Below are 20,453 nucleotides of genomic sequence, written 5' to 3'. Positions count from 1 at the left end.
GGGACTCGTCGGGCCGGACGGCGGGCCGGGGTCTCAGGCGGACTGCTCGGTGGTCTTCATCCGGCGCCACGGGTGCAGCAGGGTGGCGCCGAGCTCTCCGGTGGTCGGGAACGCGGCCGGGTCGGTGAGGCCGACGGCTTCCGGGATCCGTCCGGGCCGCCAGGTGAAGCTCCCGAACACGTGGTCCCACAGCGACAGGTCGGAGGCGTAGTGGCCGGCTTCGGCGAGGTCGGTGCTGTGGTGGAGGCGGTGGAGTTCCGGGCCGGCCAGGACGTGGCCGAGCCAGCCGATCCGGACCTCGATGTTGGCGTGGACGAAATACCCCTGCGCCATCACGAATATTCCGACCACGAACACCGAATCCGCCGAGAATCCGATCACCGCCAACAGAAGTTGGACCACGGACTGGGCGAACAGCACGTCCAGGAAATGGTTGACGCCGTTGTTGGCGACGTTCACCTTGTCCGGAACGTGGTGCACGCCGTGCAGTCGCCACAGCCACCGGTTGCGGTGCGAGAAGCGGTGCACCAGGTAGTCCCCGAGCGAGCCGATCAGCAGGGCGAGCGGGATCTCCAGCGCGAAGGGCAGCGCCGGGCGGGCCGGGCCGAGCACCTCCACCAGGGCGGCCACCAGCCCCTGGGCCAGTCCGCCGCCGATCATGCTCAGCGCGAAGTACACGCCGTACCAACGCAGTTCACGGCCGCTCGGGTGCCAGTCGGCCCGGTACGGGATCACCCGCTCCAGCGCCGCCAGGTAGCAGATGACGGCGATCAGCACGAGCGGGGAGACCTTGTCGGGCGCCCAGTGGAAGCGCAGTGTCGCGATGGCCGTGCACAGCACTCCCAGGAGCAGCAGCGGATGGGCGAGCCGACGTGCGATGGCTGACAGCACGCTCCCCCTTGTTCTTCGCGGACCAACGGAAACGTCAGAGACTCTAGCGGGAGGCGAAGGCGGGGTCAGTCATTCGACGTGCTAACGCCATGAATAACCCGATCGGCGGAAGATCCGCGCACGAAGTTGACGAATGAGCGGCGTGAACGGGGCGCATTTCCACGGCGGGACGGGCGGCGACGGAGTGCGGTGCGCACGATGCCCGGACGGTCCGCCGTACGCACCCCTCAGCGCGACCCGCGCCCCACGCCCGCACCCACGCCCGCACGCGCACCGGCACCCACGCCCGCACGCGCACCCGCACCGGCCGCCGCGGCCTCAGGGCCCGGCCGACTCCACCAACCGCCCGGCGGCCCGCGGCGCGTACCGCGCCAGGCGCTCGCGCAGGCCGCGCAGCTCGTGCCCGACCAGCGCGGGCAGCGCGGACACCGGCACCGCCTCCAGCGCGGGCCCGAGCAGTTCGACGGCCGCCCGGGGATCGTGCGCGCAGGCGTGGCAGTCGGCCGCCCGGACGGTGAACAGCAGCCGACTGGCGGGCAGTCGGGTCGGGCCGAGCAGGCCGAGCGCGGTCTCGGTGGCGGCCAGCGCCCGCCGGGCCAGCCGGGGGTCGTCCACCGCGGCGGCGAGGTCGCGCAGTGCGGCGGCCGCGGCGGACTCCACCCGCAGCCGCATCGAGGCGATCGACAGCCACGGCACGTCCGCCTCGTCCCGGGTGTCGATGTGCTCCAGGTGCGCCCGGGCCAGCGCGATGTCCCGGACGGTGCCGCGCACGTCCCCGGTCAGCGCCCGCGCCCGGGCCCGGCTGATCCGGTCCATCGCTCCGGCCCAGGGCCGCCCGGGGGCGACCCGGTCGATCTCCCGGGCGTAGCCGAGCGCGGCGACCGGGTCGCCGTCGAGACGGGCCAGGATGCTGAGGTCGCTGAGCGTCCCCACCTGGGTGGCCCGGTCCCCGGCCAGCTCGGCCCAGGTGAGCGCCCGGTCGAAACAGGCCATCGCGGTGGCGTTGCGGCCGTCCTGCATCCGCAGCGCCCCCGCCGCGTGGGCGTGTTCGGCGGCCAGCCGGGCCAGTGGGCGGCGCTGGGCGGCCGGTGCGAGGGCGAGCCGGGCCAGCACCGCGCGCAGGGTCCGCTCGACGGCGGCGACCAGCCCGGGGAGGGAACCGGTCTCGCCCGCCCGCAGCTGGGCGGCGAGCAGTCCGGCCAGGGCGTGCGCCGTGACGGCGTCCAGCGGCGGCGCCGTGGCCGGGTCAGCGGTGCAGAACTCGGCGTACAGGGCGGCGAGTTCGCCCGGCTCTGGCACCCGGCAGCCCTCGCCGTCGTGCAGCGGGCAGAGCAGCCCGTAGTCCGGCAGCCGGGCCGGCGCGAGGAGGGCCGGTTCGCCGGCCCCGGCCTGCTCCGGCCCCCCGTCGCCGGGCAGCGGCGGCCGGAGCAGGCCGGGGCCGAAGGGGGCGAGCAGCGGCAGCCCGGCGGTCTCGGCGCGCAGACAGGCCGCCACCAACTCCCCGCCGGCGTCCAGGAACTCGTCGATCCGCTCGGCGACCCTCGGGGCGACCCGGCGGGAGCCGTGCTCGATCTTGCTGACCGCGGTGTGGTCGTAGCCGATACCCGCCCCGAGTTGCGCCTGGGTGAGCCCGGCCCGGCGCCGCCAGTGCCGCAGCCGGGCACCGAACTCCCGCCAGGCGCCGGGCTGCTGGCCGTCCGGCGGCGAGGCCGGGGCCGAACGGTTCCGGTGCACGGCTGCCTCCCCCGGTGCGGGCCCCGGCGCGGGGCCCTGGGACGGGTCCGACGAGGAGGACGGTACTCGATGGGCTCCCCTCCCGTACATGACGTGGTCTCAACCACTGACGAGAAAGCCCAGCTTGACGCGAAACGGCACCCGCACCTTGACGGAATTTGCCAACCCTATGCAGAGCCTGCACCAGCCATTGACCCGGGCATGACGCCATGTGAGTGTTCGGGCACCCGAGCGCGGACGGCCCGCACGGCCGTCCCCCCAGACACGGCCCGCGGCGCTCCACCAGCCTTTCCGTCCGCGGTCGAGGACCCCCACTCGCGAGGAGCCTCGATGCAACGCAGAGTTTCCCCAGGACGGTTGCTCACCACCGCGACCGCACTGACCGTGCTGGCCGGCCTGGTCGGCGCCACCGCCGGGGCGGCCACCGCCGCGCCCATACCCTCCCCCGCGCCACCCAGCGCTCTGGCCGCCGCCATCGGCGCCGCCGACGCGGCCGCCGCGGCCGGCACCGACGCCCTGGCCAAGGGCCCGGGCGAGAGCTACGAACGGAAGACCGTCACCCCCTGGCTGAACGGCCTCTACTCCGTCTCCTACGAACGCAGTTACCGCGGCCTGCCGGTGGTCGGCGGCGACGCCGTGGTGCTCGCCGACGGACAGGGCAAGGTCCGCGGCCTCCAGTCGGCCGCCACCGGCCCGGTCGGCGGCTCGACCACCCCGCAGGTCAGCGCGCAGGACGCGGAGCGGACCGCGCGCACCAAGCTGCCCACCGTGGACACCGTGGAGTCCCGCCGCCTGGTCGTCCGGGTCAAGGACGGTGCCGGCCGGCTCTCCTGGGAGACCGTGCTCAAGGGCCGCACCGAGAGCGCGCCGAGCCACCTGCACGTCTTCGTCGACGCCACCACCGGCGAGGTGGCCGACAGCTACGACGACGTCGAGGCCGGCACCGTCAACAGCAAGTGGAACGGCCCCGGCCCGCTGACCATCAGCACCACCGGCTCCGGCGGCTCCTACTCCCTGCGCGACCCCAGCCGGCCCGGGCTGTCCTGCTCCGACAACGACACCGGCCAGGTGTTCAGCAAGTCCTCCGACTCCTGGGGCAACGGCGACCCCTCCAGCCGGGAGACCGGCTGCGGCGACGCCATGTGGGCGGCCCAGAAGGAATGGGACATGCTCCGCGACTGGCTCGGCCGCAACGGACACGACGGCAACGGCGGCAGCTGGCCGATCAAGATGGGCCTCAACGACGTCAACGCCTACTGGGACGGCAGCTCCGTCTCCATCGGCCACAACCAGGCCGGCGAGTGGATCGGCGCGCAGGACGTCGTCGGCCACGAGTTCGGCCACGGCATCGACCAGTACACCCCCGGCGGCGCCAACAACGAGAACGGCCTCGGCGAGGGCACCGGCGACATCTTCGGCGCGCTCACCAAGGAGTACAACAACGAGCCCGCGCCGTACGACTACCCGGACTACCAGGTCGGCCGCGCGATCAACCTGGTCGGCCAGGGCCCGATCCGCAACCTCTACCAGCCCTCGCTGGTCAACAACGACCCGAACTGCTACTCCTCCTCGATCCCGAACACCGAGGTGCACGCGGCCGCCGGACCGCTGAACCACTGGTTCTACCTGCTGTCCAACGGCTCCAACCCGGGCGGCGGCAAGCCCACCAGCCCGACCTGCAACAACTCCGGCGTCACCGGCATCGGTGTCAAGCAGGCCGGCCAGGTCTGGTACGGCGGCATGCTGCTCAAGACCAGCGGCATGACCTACAAGCGCTACCGCACCACCACCCTGACCGCGGCCAAGAACCTCGACCCGAGCTGCACCTTCTACAACCGCACCAAGGCCGCCTGGGACGCCGTCAGCGTGCCCGCGCAGAGCGGTGACCCGAGCTGCACGCCGTCCGGCAACAACGACTTCTCGCTCGCCCTCGGCCCGGCCTCCGGCTCGGTCCAGCCCGGCTCGTCGACCACCGCGACGGTCTCCACCGCCCTCACCTCCGGCACCGCGCAGACCGTCAGCCTGACCGCGACCGGCGCCCCGACCGGGGTCACCGCGACGCTCAGCCCCTCCTCCGTGCAGACCGGCTCGTCCTCGACGCTGACCCTGTCCGCCTCCTCCGGCGCCCCCGCCGGCAGCTACGTGATCACCGTCACCGGAACCGCCGGCCCGGCCACCCACACCGCCCAGTACACCCTGACCGTCGGCGGCGGCACACCCGGCGGACCCGCGCCGGACATCGACGTGGCCAAGATCCAGGCCGACCTGGCCCAGCTGAACACCATCGCCGACCAGAACGGCGGCAACCGCCGGGCGGGCAGCGCCGGCCACAGCCAGTCCGTGGCCTACCTCAAGGGCAAGCTCCAGGCCGCCGGCTTCCAGGTCAGCGAGCAGACCTGCACCTCCTGCAGCTACCAGTCCAACAACCTGATCGCCGACTGGCCCGGCGGCCCGTCCGACCAGGTCACCATGCTCGGCGCCCACCTGGACAGCGTCTCGGCCGGGCCCGGCATCAACGACAACGGCTCCGGCTCCGCCGTCCTGCTGGAGAACGCCCTCGCGCTCGCCCAGCAGAACCCCACCCTCACCCGGCACGTCCGGTTCGCCTGGTGGACCGGCGAGGAGCAGGGCCTCCAAGGCTCCCAGTACTACGTCGGCCAGCTGAGCTCCGCCCAGCGCTCCGCGCTCAAGGCCTACTACAACTTCGACATGGTCGGCTCGCCCAACGCCGGCTACTTCATCAACAACCTCACCGCCGCGGCCTCCGCGCCGATGAAGGCCTACTGGGACTCGCTCAACCTCCAGCCCGAGGAGAACGTCGAGGGCGTGGGCCGCTCCGACGACTACTCCTTCCAGCAGGCCGGCGTCCCGACCTCCGGCTACGCGGCCGGCGCCAGCGCCGTCAAGACCTCCGCGCAGGCCGCCAAGTGGGGCGGCTCGGCCGGGCAGTCCTACGACTCCTGCTACCACCAGTCCTGCGACACCACCTCCAACGTCGACGCCACCGTGCTCAAGCGCAACGCCAACGGCGTGGCCTACACCATCTGGAAGACCTCCGTCGGCGGCACCACCCCCGCCAACGACTTCTCCCTCTCGGTGAACCCGGCCACCGCCACCGTCAAGCCCGGCGCCTCCGCCACGGCCACCGTCGCCACCGCCACCACCTCCGGCTCCGCCCAGACGGTCAACCTGACCGCCACCGGCGCCCCGGCCGGCGTCACCGTCTCCTTCAGCCCCTCCTCCGTGCAGTCCGGCGCCTCCGCCACGATGACCGTCGCCACCGCGGCGAACACCGCGGCCGGCACCTACGGCATCACCGTCACCGGAACCGGCTCGGCGACCCACACCACCAGCTTCACCCTGGTCGTGGGCAGCGGAACCCCCAACCCCGGCAACGCCTGGACCCCCGGCACCACCTACCAGGCGGGCGACGTCGTGACCTACAACGGCGTCAGCTACCGCTGCATCCAGGGCCACACCGCCCAGGTCGGCTGGGAGCCGCCGATCGTTCCCGCCCTCTGGGAGCAGGTGTGACCCGCCCGGGTCGACCTGGCTGACACCCCCTGAACGCTGCGCCGCGATCCGTCGAGGGGGACGGACCGCGGCGCAGCCGCGTGCGCGGCTGCGCCGGGTCCGGGTCCGGGTCCGGGTCCGGGTCCGGGTCCGGGTCCGGCGAGTGACCCGGTGTGACCGCACGGCGACGCGGCTGACGTAGAGTCGGGCGCCCGGGCGGGTGGGCCGCCCCGCCGTCAGCCGTCAGCCGTCAGCCGTTCATCGGCCGAGTCGAGGAGAACCCTGGTGACCACGGACACCGTGCCCGTGCCCGAACTGGCCCCCGAGGCCGTCGAACAGTGGCGGGCCGAGGAGGCCGAGCTGGTCGAGCTGCTCGCCCGGGCGCAGCGCGGCGTCGGCGGGATCGCCGCCTTCCGGCTCGGACCGACGCCGACCGTGCTGGTGACCGACCCGGGTGCGGTGCAGCACGTGCTGGGGCGGCACCCCGACCGGTACGTCAAGCGGTCGCACCGGGCCCGGATGCTGGTCGGCGACGGCGTGCTGTCCACCACCGGCGAGCCCTGGAAGCGCCAACGGCGGCTGCTGCAGTCCCAGTTCACCGGCACCGGCATGCGCCGCCATGAGCAGCGGATCGCGGCCGCGGCGCGACGCACCGCCGAGCGCTGGGAGGGCTACCGGCGCAGCGGGGAGAGCTTCGACGTGGGCGAGGAGATGCGCGGCTTCGCCCTGGACACCGTCTGGCGGGCACTCACCGGCTTGGAGCTGGATGACCGGACGGACGCCGAACTGCGTGCGGTGGAAAGGGTGGTGGCCGCGATGCCGACCCTGCCGAGCAACGCCGCCGACGCCCGGGACGCCGTCGCCCAGGACCTCGCCCGGATCGACGCCGTCGCCCAGGCCGCGATCGACGCGGCCCGCACCGCCGCCGACCTCCCCGACCCGGGCGTGCTGCGGGTACTGCTCGACGCCGCCGCCGAACACCCCGAGTACACCGACCGGTTGATCCGCGACGAGCTGGTCACCCTGCTGGTGGCCGGCCACGAGACCACCGCCACCACCCTCACGTGGCTGTTCCTGCTGCTCGACCGCAACCCCGGGGCCCGCCACGCCGACCCGCAGGCCCTGGTCAGCGAGACCCTCCGGCTCTACCCCTCCGCCTGGCTGCTCCCCCGGCACGCCGTCGAGGACGACGTGATCGACGGCCACCGCATCGCCGCCGGGACGGACGTGCTGGTCTGCCCGTACCTCACCCACCGCGACCCGGCCCTGTGGCCCGAGCCGGAGCGCTTCGACCCCGCCCGGTTCGCGCCCGGCGCCACCCGCCCCGCCCAGCTCGGCGCCTACCTGCCCTTCGGCCTCGGCGCCCGCGCCTGCCTGGGCACCCGGTTCGCCGTCCGGGAGACCACCGCACTGCTGGAGCTCCTGCTCCCGCTCGGCCCGTTGGAGTTCCGCTCCCGCCCGGAGGGCGCAGCGTTCAGCATCACCGTCCGGCCGAACGGGCCGACGCCCGCGGTGTTCCGCCGGTAAGCCCCTCCCGTCCCAACCGTCGGATGGAGAACGGTGGTTGGAACTCCACCGGGAGCGCCCCTCCCCCGCGAAACGGGGGAGGGGCGCTCTGTCACACGGGTGGAGCAGGAGTCACATCCGGGATCAGAACCCGAAGACGTCGCCGGTGTACTTGGTCAGCGCGCTGCCGTTGGTGTAGGTGTGCGACCAGTTGACGGCGGTGGCGCCCCAACTGCCCTGCGCGGCGGCGGTGACCGGCGCGTGCTGGGCCGTGGGAAGCCAGGTCGGGTGCACCAGCAGCTTGGTGAAGTCGCCGTTGACGGGGGCCAGTTCATTGCAAGCGGCGGTCGGGTCGGTGACGGTGCCCGTGCCGGTGATAACGGTTAAGCCGGAACCGTCCTGCGCGGCGGAACAGGACAGGTCCGCCGAGGTGGTGTTGCCGGCGGCGTCGGTCTTGGTCAGGTGGACCGAGCCGAGCTGCGTCGCGTCCGTGGTGAGCGCCTGGGCGGTACCGGCCGTGAGGATCGCCGTGGCCGCGCCGGCCGCCAGCAGTCCGGTGACCGCGATTGCGATGCGTCGCATGAGCAGTGCCTTTCCTTGATGCTGCCCGGACCTTTGATACCCGGGCAGGCCGTGAGCACCACCCAATCAGCCGTAGGTGTGCGAGGGGTGAAGATCACGCGAACTGCCGTGTCAGGTTCACGCCAAACTTTCGGCCACCCCGGCCGGCCCACGCTGCGCTATCGAACCACACGGACCCCGGAGGTCGGGGTGATGGACCGTCAGGGCGATCGCGGCAGGGCCTCAGGCGTCGAGGATCGGTCCCGCGGCCCCGTACCCCGCCGGTACGCCAGCCGGCCGCCCAGCACGGCGAGGGCGGCCACCGGCCAGGTCGAGACGCTCAGCGGGCCGGCGAGCAGCGGGTCGACGATGCGGTCCGAGACCTCGCGGGTCAGCGGCAGCGTGAACTCGTTGAGCGACAGGTGCGCCGCGACGGCCGCCCACACCGACCCGGTGGACAACCGGACGGTGGCGATCACCGTGCCGAGCAGCATCGCGGTCACCACGGCGACGGGTATGCCCAGCAGGACCGAATGGCCGGGGTAGCTCCCGCCGAGGGCCGTCATCGGGACGTGCCAGGCCCCCCAGATCGCACCGCCGATCAGCAGGCCGCGGGTCCGGCCGTAGCGGAGCAGCCGGGGCAACAGATAGCCCTGCCAGCCGAGTTCCTCGCCGAAGTACAGCGGGACGGACAGCAGCGCACTGAGCGCGAGCGGCGCGATCGTGGCGGGCCCGGGCAGGTGGGCGGGGGTGTACCAGCCGGCCGCCGTGGCCAGGGCCAGGCCGGCGGCGGTGAGGCCGAGCGGGATCGTGAGCGCGACGGCGACGGAGCGGACCTCGTGCCGCCACGGGGTCGACCTGGCGAGTCCGAGGACCCGCGCGGCCCGACGCGGCCCCCGACCGCCCACGGTGAGGCCGAAGGCGGTCAGCGCCGGCACCAGCATCATCAGGATCATGCACAGTGCCGCGAGCCGCGGGGTCCCCTGCGCGGCGTCCGTCCGGCGGAGGCCGTCGAGCCAGAGCGGGATCATGGTGATCCACGCGCCGGCGAAGCTGATCGTCAGGAAGAGGGGGAGGTCGGAGCGCGAGCCGCCCGAACCGCTTGTCGGTTTCATGGCCGTGACGCTACGAACCGCGGGGTGGCCGGGGCGATCGCGCAGGCTCGCCGGCCGATGGTGTAGCAGGCTCCACTGCGCCGGGAGGCCGCGGAGGGGAAGACTGGCCGCCGTGACCGACCCATCGATGACCCGAGCAAGGGCACGCGCCGGCGCAGCGCTTTCGGCCCGCGCCGCCGGGTACTGCGCCGCCGTCCTCGTCCGCGGGCTGGCTCTGGTCGTGCTGGTGCCCGTGCTCGCGTACTCCGCCGTGCTCTGCCTGGTCGGGCCGGGGCTGCTGGTCCTGCCGCACGAACTCCGGCTGTTGCGCCGGCTGGCCGACCGCGAACGGGACCGGCTGGGCCGCTGGGCGGCGACGCCCACGGCACCGGCCGGACCGCACGCGCACAGGCGCCTGGCTGCGGTGCTGTCGGACCGGGCGACCGGCCGCGACCTGCGGTGGGCCGCCGCCATGGCGGTCGGCGGCCCCGTGCTCGGGCTCCTCGGGGTGGCACTGTTCCTGTTCCCGGCGGCCGCGCTCGTGCTCGGCGGCCTGTGGTGGCTGTTCCCCCCGGACGATCCGATCAGGCTGATCCTGAACATCCCGATCGACAGCTGGGGTTCGGCGGTCTACGCGGGCGTGCCCCAGCTCCTGCTGGCCGTGCTGCTCGCCCGGTACGGCCCGCCCCTGCTCGCCAGGGCGGCGGCCACCACGAGCCGGTGGCTGCTCGCCCCCTCGGCCGCCGCGGTCCTCGCCGAACGCGTGTCGACGCTGGACCGGACGCGGACCGGGGCGCTCGACGCGCACGGCGACGAGCTGCGCCGGATCGAGCGGGACCTGCACGACGGCACCCAGGCCCGGCTGGTCTCCATCGCCATGCAACTCGGGCTCGCCGAACGGACGTTGCGCGCCGACCCGACGGCGGTCGGCCCGCTGCTGACCCGGGCGCGGGAGGGCGCCGAGGAGGCGATGGCCGAGCTGCGCGACGTGCTGCGCTCCGTCTACCCGCCGATCCTCGCCGACCGGGGCCTCGCCGGCGCGGTCTCCGCGGTCGTCGCCCGCTGCCCGGTGCCCGCCACGGTGGAAATCCACCGGCTCGGCTCCCCCGGCGAACCGGGCGAACCAGGCGAACTGGGCGACGTACCGGCCCGGACCGAGGTCGCCGTCTACTTCGCCATCACCGAGGCACTCACCAACGCCGCCAAGCACGCCCACGCCGGCGCCGTGTCGGTCACCCTGGCCAGGGCCGGCGGCACGCTCCGCGCGGAGATCTCCGACGACGGCCGCGGCGGGGCGGCCGAGGGCGGCGGCACCGGGCTGCGCGGCATGCGCCAGCGCGTCGAGGCGGTCGACGGCGTGCTGCGGGTCCAGAGCCCGCCCGGCGGGCCGACCGTGATCACCGTGGAGTGCCCGTGCGGATCCTGATCGCCGAGGACAACGCCCTGCTCGCCCAGGGCCTCACCGCGATGCTGGAGGCCCTGGGGAACGAGGTGCTCCCCCCGACCGAGGACGCCGAGTCCTTCGTGACGGCCGCCGTCACCCACCGGCCGGACGTGGCCGTGGTGGACGTCCGCCTCCCACCGACCTTCACCGACGAGGGCATCAGGGCCGCGCTGCGCGCCCGGGAAGCCGTCCCCGGGCTGCCGATCCTCGTCCTGTCCCAGTACGTCGAGGACACCTACGCCCGCGAGCTGCTCGCCGACGGCACCGGCGTCGGCTACCTGCTCAAGGACCGGGTCGCGCGGGTCGACGACTTCCTCGACGCGCTGCACCGGGTGGCGGCCGGCGGCACGGCGCTGGACCCCGAGGTGGTCCGGCAGCTGCTCGCGACGCGCGGCAACCCGCTGTCACGGCTGACCGAGCGCGAACGCGAGGTGCTCGCGATGATGGCCCAGGGGTACGGGAACTCCGAGATCGCCGATCGCCTCGTGGTCACCGAGCGGGCCGTGCACAAGCACGTCGGCAACATCTTCCTGAAGCTCGACCTCCCGCCCGAGGACAGCGGGGACCGGCGCGTTCTCGCCGTCCTCACCTACCTCGGCGCCCCTCAGCGCCCCTCGGCGGCGGGCCCGACGCCCGGGGTCGTGACCACCAGGTCGGACGGATCGGTGTTGGCCCCGCACAGCACCACGCAGACCTTCTCGCCGGGCTCGGGCCGGTAGCCGCCGGCCCGGCCGTTCAGCGCCGCCAGGGCGGTGGCCGCGCCGTGCTCGACGACCACCCGGTGGTCGTCCCAGAGGACTCGGCGGGCCCGGACGATCTCGGTGTCCGGCACCAGCACGGAGCGGACGCCGCCCGGTCGGGCCGCCCGGACGGCCGCGGCCGAGACCCGCCGGGCGCCGAGCGAGTCCGCGGCGATCGAGTCCACCGGCACGTCGACCGGGCGGCCCGCTGCCAGGGCCGCGTTCAGCGCGCGGCAGTTCTCCGGCTCCACCGCGACCGTGCGGATGCCGTGCTCCCGGGCGGCGGTGGCGACGCCCGCGAACAGCCCGCCGCCGCCCACCGCGACCACCACGGTGTCCAGGCCCGGGATCCGGTCGCGGATCTCCTCCAGCAGCGTGCCCGCCCCGGCCGCGATCAGCGGATGGTCGTACGCGTGCGCCGCGAGCGCACCGCCGGCCGCCGCGAACTCCGCGCAGGCCGCCTGGGCCTCCGCGTACTCCGAGCCGACCAGCCGCACGTCGGCGCCGTAGCCGCGGAGCTTGGACACCTTCACCGCCGGAGCCGTGGTCGGCACGAACACCGTTGCCGGGACGCCCTGTTGCCGGGCCGCCCAGGCGCACGCAAGCCCGGCGTTGCCGCCGGAGGCGATGGTCACCCCGGTGTCGGGAAGAGTGCCGGCCTCGCGATGTGCCTGGAGGAAGTTCTGCGCACCGCGGGCCTTGAACGACCCGGTGTGCTGCATGAACTCCAACGCCAGCCACAGTTCACCGGGCCGCCCGGACGGCGGGTCCACCGCCGTCAGGGCGACAGGGCGGACCCGCCCGGCGATCCGCTCGGCGGCGGCCTTGACCTCGTCGTACGTGAGTTCCCCCATGGCGCTGCTCCCTTGCCGTTCGACCGCCCTGCGGGGCCTCCGGGGTCACCGGAGGCCCCGGAAGTTCCCGGAGGCCCCGGAAGCTACCGGATCAGGAGACGCGCTGCAGCTGCCAGGCGTTGTTGTTGAAGCTCGGGTTCGACCAGGCGACGCAGCTGCTGGTGTAGTACGAGCTGGTCTGGACCCAGCCGGCGGGCGGGTAGGTGGTGCCGCAGGCCTGGACCACGGTGCCGACGGGCAGGCCGGTGAGCTGCTTTATCTGCTTGATGTTCGGGCTGAAGCTCTGCGTACCGCAACTGCTGCTGTAGCCCCAGTTCACATCGACGAATCCCGCCGGGGTGGCGGTGCTTCCGCACACGGTGGTGACATCGCCCGGAGCCGCCTGGGCGGGTGCCGCGGTCAGGGCGATCATGGCAGCGGTGCCCGCGATGGCCATACAGGTGGTGCGGAGGCGAATCATGGGTGGTGGCTCCTTCGGTCGGGGGTGGCCCGTCAGGCCGTTGAGCTATTCCTATGGGCTGATCACCGGTTCGGATAGCGACTTTCCGGCCTATCGATCAGCCACGCGGACGGACCCCCGTCGGCACCGCCGCAGCTCCGGGACTCCTCATCGATCGTGTGCTGGCGGAATATGACCCATGGTCATGCGCCCGCGAGCGCCCCGCCCCGCACCCGGCCTGCCCGGTGGGGCAGCGACCGGGCTGGTCAGTGGCGGTGGTGGTTGTCGGGCTGGGCCGGGTCGCCGGGGTGTTCCAGCCCCTCCACCAGGGTGAGGCGTCGGGCTCGCTCGTGGTCCAGCCAGCGGACGAACTCCGCCCTTCGTGCGGCATCCCGGAGGGCCGGGGCGGGGTCGGGGTTCTGCGGTACGGCCAGGGTGGCGAGGAGCATCGCCGTCCACGGGCCGACGGTGACCCACTCGCCCGGCGGGGATGCGCGAAGCGCTTCGGCGAGGGCCGTCGGGAGGGTGTCGGGGTCGGCCTCGAAGCCGCCGTCGGGGCGGGCGAGGTGCCAGCGGGTGGCCGGCGGGCGGGCGGTCACGGCGCGGTAGTGGGCGAGGTCGTCGGCGGACGCCTCGACGTCGGCGGTCACGGCCGCGTAGACGGCGCGGACGGCTGCGCTGCCCTCGTAGGCGGCCGCCGTGATGGAGCCGAGTTCGACGGCGGCCTGTTGGTCGAGGCGGGCCGGGCCGGCAGCGGCGACGGGGAGGCCGCGTTCGGTGGCGACCGCCTCGCAGAGGGCCTCGGTCAACAGCACCTGCGCCACCCACCGGGTGAGCTGCCGGTCCTCCGGACTGCCCGGCAGCGGCAGGGCGGTGGAGCGCGGGCCGCGCCGCAGGGCGGCGAGCCGCGCGTCGAGGGCGGTGCACGGGAGGGGATGTCCGTCGAGCAGGCCGAGGGTCATGCCTCCACCACCAGCGCGACGGTCGGGGCGTACTGGCAGCGGCCGAACCACATGACCTTGGCGAGGGCCCAGTACGCGCCGGGGTCGGCGGACTCGGGGGCGGCGACGGCGAACTCGACGGACACGGAGGAGCCCGCCGGGACGGTGAAGCCGCGCACCGGGTCGGCGATCGCCTCCCACACCCCCCAGGGTGAGACCACCTGCAGCTCGCCCCGGATCTCGCCCCGGGTCCGGTTGGTCAGGGTGAGGCCGAGGGCGGCCCGCCCGCCGGGGGCGACCCGCAGGACCTCGGCGGAGACCTCGACGGACAGTCCGGTGGCCCGCCCGGTCGCCGCCTTGGTGCCCTGGGCGGCCGTCCAGTCCTCGGGGGCGTCCCCGGGGACGGGCAGCAGCCCGGGGAGGTCGCCGACGGCGATGGTCACCACGTCCTCGACCTCCTGCCCGTCGTGCTCGATCCGCACGGCGGCGAAGTGCAGCCCGGGTTCGACGTCCGCCGGCGGGGTGAGGGTGACCGGGAAGCGCAGGTGTCCGCCCGCCGCCAGCCGGTACGGGCGGCTGCCGAGGCTGCTCGCCCAGCCCTCCGGGGGCAGCACGACCGCCGTGCCCTCGACGGCCGCGTCCCGCAGCTGGGAGGAGAGGGCGGCCGAGAACGTCACCGCCTCCCCCGCCGTCCGCAGCAGCCCGGGCGAGGCCCCGACCGACACCGGCAGATAGCCGAGCGGGGCCGGGCCCCGGTTGTGCAGCCAGTAGCGGGCGTGCACGGGTTGGGCGGGTTCGGCGACCGGGCCGAGCGCCGGGCCCTCGGGCCGGGCGGCGGCGCCGGGGGCGGCGAGCAGGCTGGCGATCCAGGAGCCGGGGAGGTCCAGGTCGGCCGGGCCGTACGGACGTTCCAGCAGGTCAGCGGCCCGAAGGTCGGTCAGACCGAGCGCACCGCCCAGCTCAGCCGTCCGCCCGAGGCCGGTCGACTCGACCAGCCGGACGGTGAGGTCGCACCCCACCGGAGCCGCCGAGCCGTGGGCGATCGGGTTCCCGGCCGGTTTGAGCGTGCCGAGCAGCACCTCGCGCTGCGGTTCGACCCGCAGCCAGGACAGGGTGGCCGGCAGCGGCCCGTCCTGCGGCGCGGCCACGATCCGCGCGTACAGCGGGTGGTTGAACTCCTGGCCCTGCGCGGGCAGCGTCTGCGCCCGCCAGTCGCCGTCGCCGCTCACCAGCGCATAGCCGAACTCATGGGTCCAGTGCTGGAGTTGGAAGGAGGAGCCGTCCGGCAGGGTGCGCCGCGGCGGATCGATCCAGACGCCGGACGGCCAGCCGGTGCAGGAGCGCATCAACGACAGGTGCAGCGCGCCGGTGGTGTCCACCGCGAAGCCGGGCAGGCCGAAGCTGAGCAACGCCACGGTGTGGTCGGCGAGTTCCTCCGAAACCGGCACCGGGCAGACGGCACCGATCCGGGCGTCCGCGAGGTCGGCCACCAGCGCCGGCAGGTCGGACACCACCAGCGCGGGCAGCGCGCGCAGGTCCCGCAGGTCGGCGTCCGGCCGCCACACCTCGGCGAGCGGTGTCAGTGCCGGCACCCACACCGCGCCGTGCGCCTTGAGCACGGCCGCGTACTCCTCGCCCGCCCGATCGATCAACTCCCGTGCCGCCTGGTTGACGTCCGGGCCGCCGACGACGATCCGGAAGTCCGGCAGGTTGGAGTCCACGTCCAGCCAGCCGTACCGCGCCCAGTCCGCTCCGGAGGTGGTGGCGGTGACCCCGACCCGGGCGAGGGCGACCACCAGCGGGCGGGCGTCGGCGGCCTCGTCCAGGGTCGGCACGACCACCTCGGCCACGCCGAGCGCGCGCGAACCGGTCGCCGCCCCCGCCGGGTCGGTGAGCTCCACCCGCGCGGTGGCGCCCAGGCCGAACCAGGTATTGGCCGGGTTGTCCAGCGTCCACGGCGCCTCCGCCGAGTCGACGTCCGGCATCGCGAAGCCGCGCCCGACGACCGCCCCCGCGACCTCGCTGACCGGGAACCCGCCGGGGACGTCCACCGGGAAGCGCAGCCGCAGCAGCCGGTCGGCGCCGGAGTAGTCGACCACCCTGGTCCGGCAGTCGACCCGGTCCAGACCGTGCCAGAGCGTCACGGTCTGTTCGTAGCGCAGGCCGTCGACCGTCCCGCCGATCACCAGCCGCTCGCCGAGCGGCCCGGTCTCGCGGCGGACGGAAGCGGCGGAAGCCCCGGAACCGACCACCGGTCCGCTGGGCACCAGGTGCCAGGGGCCCTCGCCGAAGTCGGGGTGCTGCGGGTACTCCTCGTACACCCGCAGTTCGTTGCCGAGGCGGCCGTCCTGGATCAACTCCCGCGCGTGCCGCCGGTCGTACACCGAGCTGAGGCCGCCGCCGCGGGCCGGGTCGGCCGTCACCCGGTACCGCGCGTTGGCGATCACCGCGCCCTCGGCCTCGGCCCAGGCCGGGACCGAGGGCGGGGCCGAGGGCTCTCCGGGCACCAGCCGCCAGGTGCGCCAGCCCAGCGCGGGCACATCGGCGGCCAGGAACCGCAGCACTCCCCGGTCGACCGCGCACGGCACCGCCGCGCCCGCCTCGTCCAGGACCCGCACCGAGCCGACGCCGCCGGGGAGTTCGACCGACACCAGCTCCGTCCGGTCGAAGGAGAGCGTGTTGGTCACCACGAGAGCCGAGCCGACGCCGACCGTCGAGATCCGCGCCGTCAACGCGTCCAGGGAGGTGTCCCGGACGGCCGACGCCAGGTCGTACGCCTCCCGCCAGCCGCCCAGCAGGTCCAGGTACACCTGGTCGGACTCGCTCCCCGTGATCGCGTCGTGGTGCGCCCCGTAGGCGAGTTGGCGCCACGCCTTGTCGAGCGCGGCGGCCGGGTAGCTCCCGAGCCCGTTCACCACTGCCAGCGCGGCGAGCTTCTCCGCGTCCACCACCGCTACCTCGCCCGCCCGTTGGGCCTGCTTGGTGTCGATGTACGAGACGTCCTTGCCGGTGTACACCGGGTTCATGTCACGGGTCTGCGGGCTGGGCCGGCGCCCGGTGGCGGCGAGTTCGGCCCGGACGGCGTCCAGGAAGTCGCGCGGGGTGGCGCAGACGAAGCGCGGCCACAGGTACCTGTCGGCCCAGGAGCGGTGGATCGCGGTGACCCACTTGTTCGGCGGGGTGTAGTCCGTCCCCACCGGCAACAGCAGGTTCTTGGTCGCACCCACCGGCTTGAGCTTGCGGTACAGCTCGTAGACGGCCTGCTCGGCGGTGGCGAGGTCGGGCGAGGAGTCCATCCACCAGCCGGCCGAGTAGTGGTGCGGCATGTAGTGGGTGAGCACCCCCTCCCCGCCGGGCGCGATCCACTCGAACTCGCTGGGGAACTGCATCACCCGGGCGTCGTCCTTGCCCTGGCGGAAGTTCTTCTGGATCGGGCCCCACTGGTGGAACGGGCCGCGGGCCCAGGCGCTGCCGGTCAGGCCGGCCGCGGCGAGATGGCCGGGGAACTGCGGGTCGTGCCCGAACACGTCGAGCTGCCAGGCGGTCTGCGGGTCGCCGCCGAGGATGTCGCGCTGGTAGCCGATGCCGTGGACGATGTTGCGGATGGTGGTCTCGGCGCCGGTGAGGTTGGTGTTGGGCTCGTTGTAGGTGCCGCCGACGAGTTCGACCTGCCCGCGCTCCAGCAACGTCCGGAGCACCTCGCGGCGCTCCGGGTGCTGGTCGAAGTACGGTTTCAGGTAGTCGACTTCGGCGAGCACGAACTTGTACACCGGGTCCCGCAGGGCGAGGTCCAGGTGGGCGTCCACGAGGGCGAAGCCGTTGCGCTCCCAGAGCGGGCGGGTGGTGGCGTCGGCGGCGAGCAGTTCCCAGGGCGAGGTGTACGCGGCCTGGGTGTTCCACCAGACCGGGTCGTAGTGGAAGTGGGAGACCAGGAACACCGTCCAGCCGGGTTCGGCGACCTCCACGATGCCGGCCGCCTCGCTCCCGGCTGCCCTGGCAGTGACGGGAAGTCGGGCACCGACGGCCGCTCCGGTGACCTCCAGGGGGACTTCGACCGGCCCCGTGCCGGTCGCCTCGCCGCGGACGCCCGGACCGGTGACGGTGATCCGGGCGGCCGGGCCCTCGACCGTGACCCGCAGCAGCTGACGCGGGGCGTCCTCGGGCCCGGTGAACAGGTCGGTGCTCTCGACCGCGGTGATGGTGGTGACCGGCACGGGGGTTGGTCCTTTCGGTACGGAGGCCTACTGGCCCCAGGCCTCGAACTCGTAGACGCGGGCGGCCGGATCGTTGTTCTGGGTGGGCTTGGTGATGACCAGCCGGACGTAGCGGGCGGTGGTGTCCACCGGGTGGGTGGTGACGCCCGTGGTGTTGCCGGTCGCGGTGGCGACCGTGGTCCAGGGGTCGGCGGTCTTCGAGCGGACCTGGATCGAGAAGTCCCGGGTGTTGTACGAGGCGCTCTCCCCGCCCGCCGACGCGTGCTTGACCACGAACTTCGACAGCTTCTTCGCCGAACCGAGGTCCACCTCCAGCCACTTGGCGGCCGTCAGCGTGCACCACTTGTCACTGGTCCCGCCGCTGACGCTGCCGTTGACGGCCTTGGCCGGGCCCTCGTCGGCGTTGCACCGGCCGGAGGCGGTGGCGGGGCGGTTCAGCGCCAGGTTCACCGACCCCGTCGGCGGGGTGCCGTTCCAGCCGACCGTGGTGGAGGCGACGGCCGAGTGCCCGTAGGTGGTGGAGACGGCTTCCACGTCCAGCGTGGTGGCAGCCTCGGTGCCCGCCCGGTCGAGCCGCCCGACGAAGTACGCGTCGTTGGGCGTGGCACCCAGGAAGGTCCGGCTGCCGTCCGCGTTGCGCCGGTACACCTCGTAGTGGTGGACGTTGCCGCCGGGAGCCGCCGTCCAGGAGAGCCGCAGCGACTGGCCGGCGCCCGGGGTGACGTCGCTCGCGCCCAGGACGGTCAGCCCGCTCGGCGCGGCCGGGGTCTGCACCGCGCCGTCGTAGATCGCGATTTGGCCGACCCGCAGGTCGTAGGCCGGGTCGGTGCCGTCGACCTGGAGGGCGAGCTGGGCGATGGTGCGGCCCGCGTACGGGGAGAGGTCGAGGGTGTGCCGCTCCCAGCCGGTACCGGCGTTGTCCCCGACGTCCACGGTGGTGAAGCTGCCCGGGGTGTCGGTGAAGGAAACCGCGGCCTTGAGCTTGGTCGGGCCGGCGGCGGGGGTCTTGACCACCAGGTCGAGCTTGGTGTCCGCGGCGACCGGCAGGCTGGTCTGGTAGAGCCGCACGGTGTTGCCGGCGTCCAGGGTGCCGGTCAGCCGCAGCGATGAGCCGCCCTGGTAGGCGTCGGTGAAGTCGACGGACGGGCGGAGCTTGCTGCCGCTGGAATCGACCACCCAGCGGTAGGTCGGCGGGACGTCCTGGAGCGAGAGGTTGTTCCAGCCGCCGGTGGCGACCCGGGTTCCGGCCGCGTTGTAGAAGTCGCCCTGGCCGGTGTCGAAGTTGGTGACGAAGGGCTTGGCGGTGATCGGCGAGGACTCGGCCACGTAGCCCGCCAGGCCGGGCCACCCGGAGGAGAGGTCGACGTTGGACGGGTCGTTGTTGGCGCCGACCCAGTAGCGGGCGTCCTTGGCGTAGAAGTCTGCCCGGTCGGTGGCGGACTTCCAGGTCCACTCGGGGCGGTAGAGGCCGAGCGAGGTGGTGTGCGGCTGTCCGGACGGGAAGAGGGTGTTCCAGTCCACCGAGGTGTTGTAGCCGTTCGCCTCGGTGTCGATGCCGGAGTACAACTCGTATTCGCTGCGGCCGAGTTGCCGGGCCAGCGTACGGGAGGAGTCCAGCCCGTCCGGCGTCCAGCCGAAGTTGAGGAACATCGAGTCCGAGATTCTTCTCGAACCGTCTTGCAGAAACGGCGAGTTGGCGGAGGTGAGGGCGTTCTGCCAGTCGACTGCGCCGGAAGTGGTCATCGCGTCGTACCACATGAACTCGGTGTCGCTCTGCGCCTTGGTGTACTGCATCAGGTTGCGCAGGTCGGTGGCGAGGCCCGCATCCCCGCCACCGGTCTCCTGGTTGATGAACCAGCCGTCGAAGCCGTAGTAGCGGGCGGCCTGGGCGAGCTTGTCGGCGACGGGGTAGCGGCTGCCGGACTTCTGGACGAAGTCGCGCACCCACTGGAGCCGGCCACCGTACGCGGCGGGCGGGAAGAACACGGTGCCGTAGACCTTCACGCCGTTGCGGTGGGCGGCGTCGATCACGGTCGGGTTGGGCGCGAGGATCAGGCCCTCGCCGGCCGAGCCGCCCCAGAACACCAGCTTGTCGACGTACTGCCAGTAGCCGAAGGCGTAGTAGTTGGGGTCGGCGGAGCCCTGGGAGGGGTTGTTGGAGGTGGGACCGAAGGAGACCAGCGAGGCGATCTTCCCCTCGCCCGCATGGGCGTTGGGGTTGGCGGCCAGGGATGGGTCGCTGGTGCGCGGCTGGAGCGGGACCCGGGAGCGGTTGAAGCGGGCGTCCGGGTCGACGGCCGGGTCCCAGTTGAGGATCGTGCTCGGGTACCAGTAGGAGGCGTACGGCTGGCTGCCCGGACCGGCGACGGCCGGAGCGGTCGCGGGCGGCGGCGCGGCCACGGGGGTGGCCCAGGCGGAGGGGGTGGCGGTCAGTGCGGCCGTCGCCAGGACGGCGCTGAGCAGCAGGGGGAGGCGTCGTGACATGCGGGGGCTCCGATCGGGCGGAGGAAGTGGGGGCGGGC

The 20,453-nt window shown here is 73.7% G+C and carries 13 protein-coding genes; 4 read left to right on the top strand and 9 right to left on the bottom strand.

Features of this window, described 5'->3' with window-relative positions; all coding sequences use genetic code 11:
* Window positions 1-33: 33 nt before the first annotated feature.
* Together ABTY61_RS02965 and ABTY61_RS02960 are read right to left on the bottom strand one after the other, a co-directional pair.
* A complete protein-coding gene (locus ABTY61_RS02965) occupies window positions 34-891 on the bottom strand; it encodes a sterol desaturase family protein (RefSeq protein ID WP_350503138.1) in 858 nt (285 codons plus the stop codon).
* Between the two features lie 318 nt (window positions 892-1,209).
* Window positions 1,210-2,625 (bottom strand): helix-turn-helix domain-containing protein, encoded by a 1,416-nt coding sequence (locus tag ABTY61_RS02960; protein ID WP_350503137.1) that lies wholly within the window; start codon window positions 2,623-2,625, stop codon window positions 1,210-1,212.
* Window positions 2,626-2,955: 330 nt separating this feature from the next.
* Here ABTY61_RS02960 and ABTY61_RS02955 point away from each other — a divergent pair, with 330 nt between their 5' ends.
* Together ABTY61_RS02955 and ABTY61_RS02950 are read left to right on the top strand one after the other, a co-directional pair.
* Entirely contained in the window at window positions 2,956-6,159 is a 3,204-nt protein-coding gene (locus ABTY61_RS02955; protein ID WP_350503136.1) for a M28 family peptidase, read from the top strand.
* A 264-nt stretch (window positions 6,160-6,423) separates the two neighbouring features.
* Window positions 6,424-7,665 (top strand): cytochrome P450, encoded by a 1,242-nt coding sequence (locus tag ABTY61_RS02950; RefSeq protein ID WP_350503135.1) that lies wholly within the window; start codon window positions 6,424-6,426, stop codon window positions 7,663-7,665.
* Between the two features lie 123 nt (window positions 7,666-7,788).
* Here ABTY61_RS02950 and ABTY61_RS02945 read toward each other — a convergent pair whose 3' ends face one another.
* Both ABTY61_RS02945 and ABTY61_RS02940 read right to left on the bottom strand, forming a co-directional pair.
* Window positions 7,789-8,226, bottom strand: a complete 438-nt coding sequence (locus tag ABTY61_RS02945) for an SSI family serine proteinase inhibitor (RefSeq protein ID WP_350503134.1) — start codon at window positions 8,224-8,226, stop codon at window positions 7,789-7,791.
* A 200-nt stretch (window positions 8,227-8,426) separates the two neighbouring features.
* Window positions 8,427-9,320, bottom strand: a complete 894-nt coding sequence (locus ABTY61_RS02940; RefSeq protein WP_350503133.1) for a CPBP family intramembrane glutamic endopeptidase — start codon at window positions 9,318-9,320, stop codon at window positions 8,427-8,429.
* A gap of 112 nt (window positions 9,321-9,432) precedes the next feature.
* On the opposite strand from ABTY61_RS02940, the gene ABTY61_RS02935 reads away from it, so the two are divergent.
* Together ABTY61_RS02935 and ABTY61_RS02930 are read left to right on the top strand one after the other, a co-directional pair.
* On the top strand, window positions 9,433-10,725 hold the full coding sequence (locus tag ABTY61_RS02935; RefSeq protein WP_350503132.1) for a sensor histidine kinase: 1,293 nt from the start codon (window positions 9,433-9,435) through the stop codon (window positions 10,723-10,725).
* Window positions 10,713-11,462 (top strand): LuxR C-terminal-related transcriptional regulator, encoded by a 750-nt coding sequence (locus ABTY61_RS02930; protein ID WP_502895199.1) that lies wholly within the window; start codon window positions 10,713-10,715, stop codon window positions 11,460-11,462. The genes ABTY61_RS02935 and ABTY61_RS02930 overlap by 13 nt, the downstream gene beginning before the upstream one ends.
* Here the strand turns inward: ABTY61_RS02930 and ABTY61_RS02925 are convergent.
* The 5 genes from ABTY61_RS02925 to ABTY61_RS02905 form a co-directional block, all read right to left on the bottom strand.
* Window positions 11,348-12,337 carry a serine/threonine dehydratase gene (locus ABTY61_RS02925; RefSeq protein ID WP_350503131.1) on the bottom strand — a complete coding sequence of 330 codons (990 nt, stop codon included), beginning with the start codon at window positions 12,335-12,337 and terminating at the stop codon, window positions 11,348-11,350. The two genes, ABTY61_RS02930 and ABTY61_RS02925, sit on opposite strands and share 115 nt — an antisense overlap.
* 91 nt (window positions 12,338-12,428) lie before the next feature.
* A complete protein-coding gene (locus ABTY61_RS02920; protein ID WP_350503130.1) occupies window positions 12,429-12,797 on the bottom strand; it encodes a hypothetical protein in 369 nt (122 codons plus the stop codon).
* A gap of 245 nt (window positions 12,798-13,042) precedes the next feature.
* Window positions 13,043-13,738, bottom strand: coding sequence for a DUF7158 domain-containing protein (locus tag ABTY61_RS02915; RefSeq protein ID WP_350503129.1), 696 nt, complete (start codon window positions 13,736-13,738; stop codon window positions 13,043-13,045).
* On the bottom strand, window positions 13,735-17,931 hold the full coding sequence (locus tag ABTY61_RS02910; RefSeq protein WP_350503128.1) for a glycoside hydrolase family 38 N-terminal domain-containing protein: 4,197 nt from the start codon (window positions 17,929-17,931) through the stop codon (window positions 13,735-13,737). The genes ABTY61_RS02915 and ABTY61_RS02910 overlap by 4 nt, the downstream gene beginning before the upstream one ends.
* Before the next feature lie 27 nt (window positions 17,932-17,958).
* Window positions 17,959-20,415 carry an endo-beta-N-acetylglucosaminidase gene (locus tag ABTY61_RS02905; RefSeq protein ID WP_350503127.1) on the bottom strand — a complete coding sequence of 819 codons (2,457 nt, stop codon included), beginning with the start codon at window positions 20,413-20,415 and terminating at the stop codon, window positions 17,959-17,961.
* Window positions 20,416-20,453 lie beyond the last annotated feature (38 nt).

Origin of the sequence: Kitasatospora sp. NPDC096128 (assembly GCF_040303105.1) — a bacterium.
Taxonomy (GTDB): domain Bacteria; phylum Actinomycetota; class Actinomycetes; order Streptomycetales; family Streptomycetaceae; genus Kitasatospora.
The sequence above is the reverse complement of the archived record's forward strand: the minus strand, read 5'-3'. Positions and strand labels throughout refer to the sequence as shown.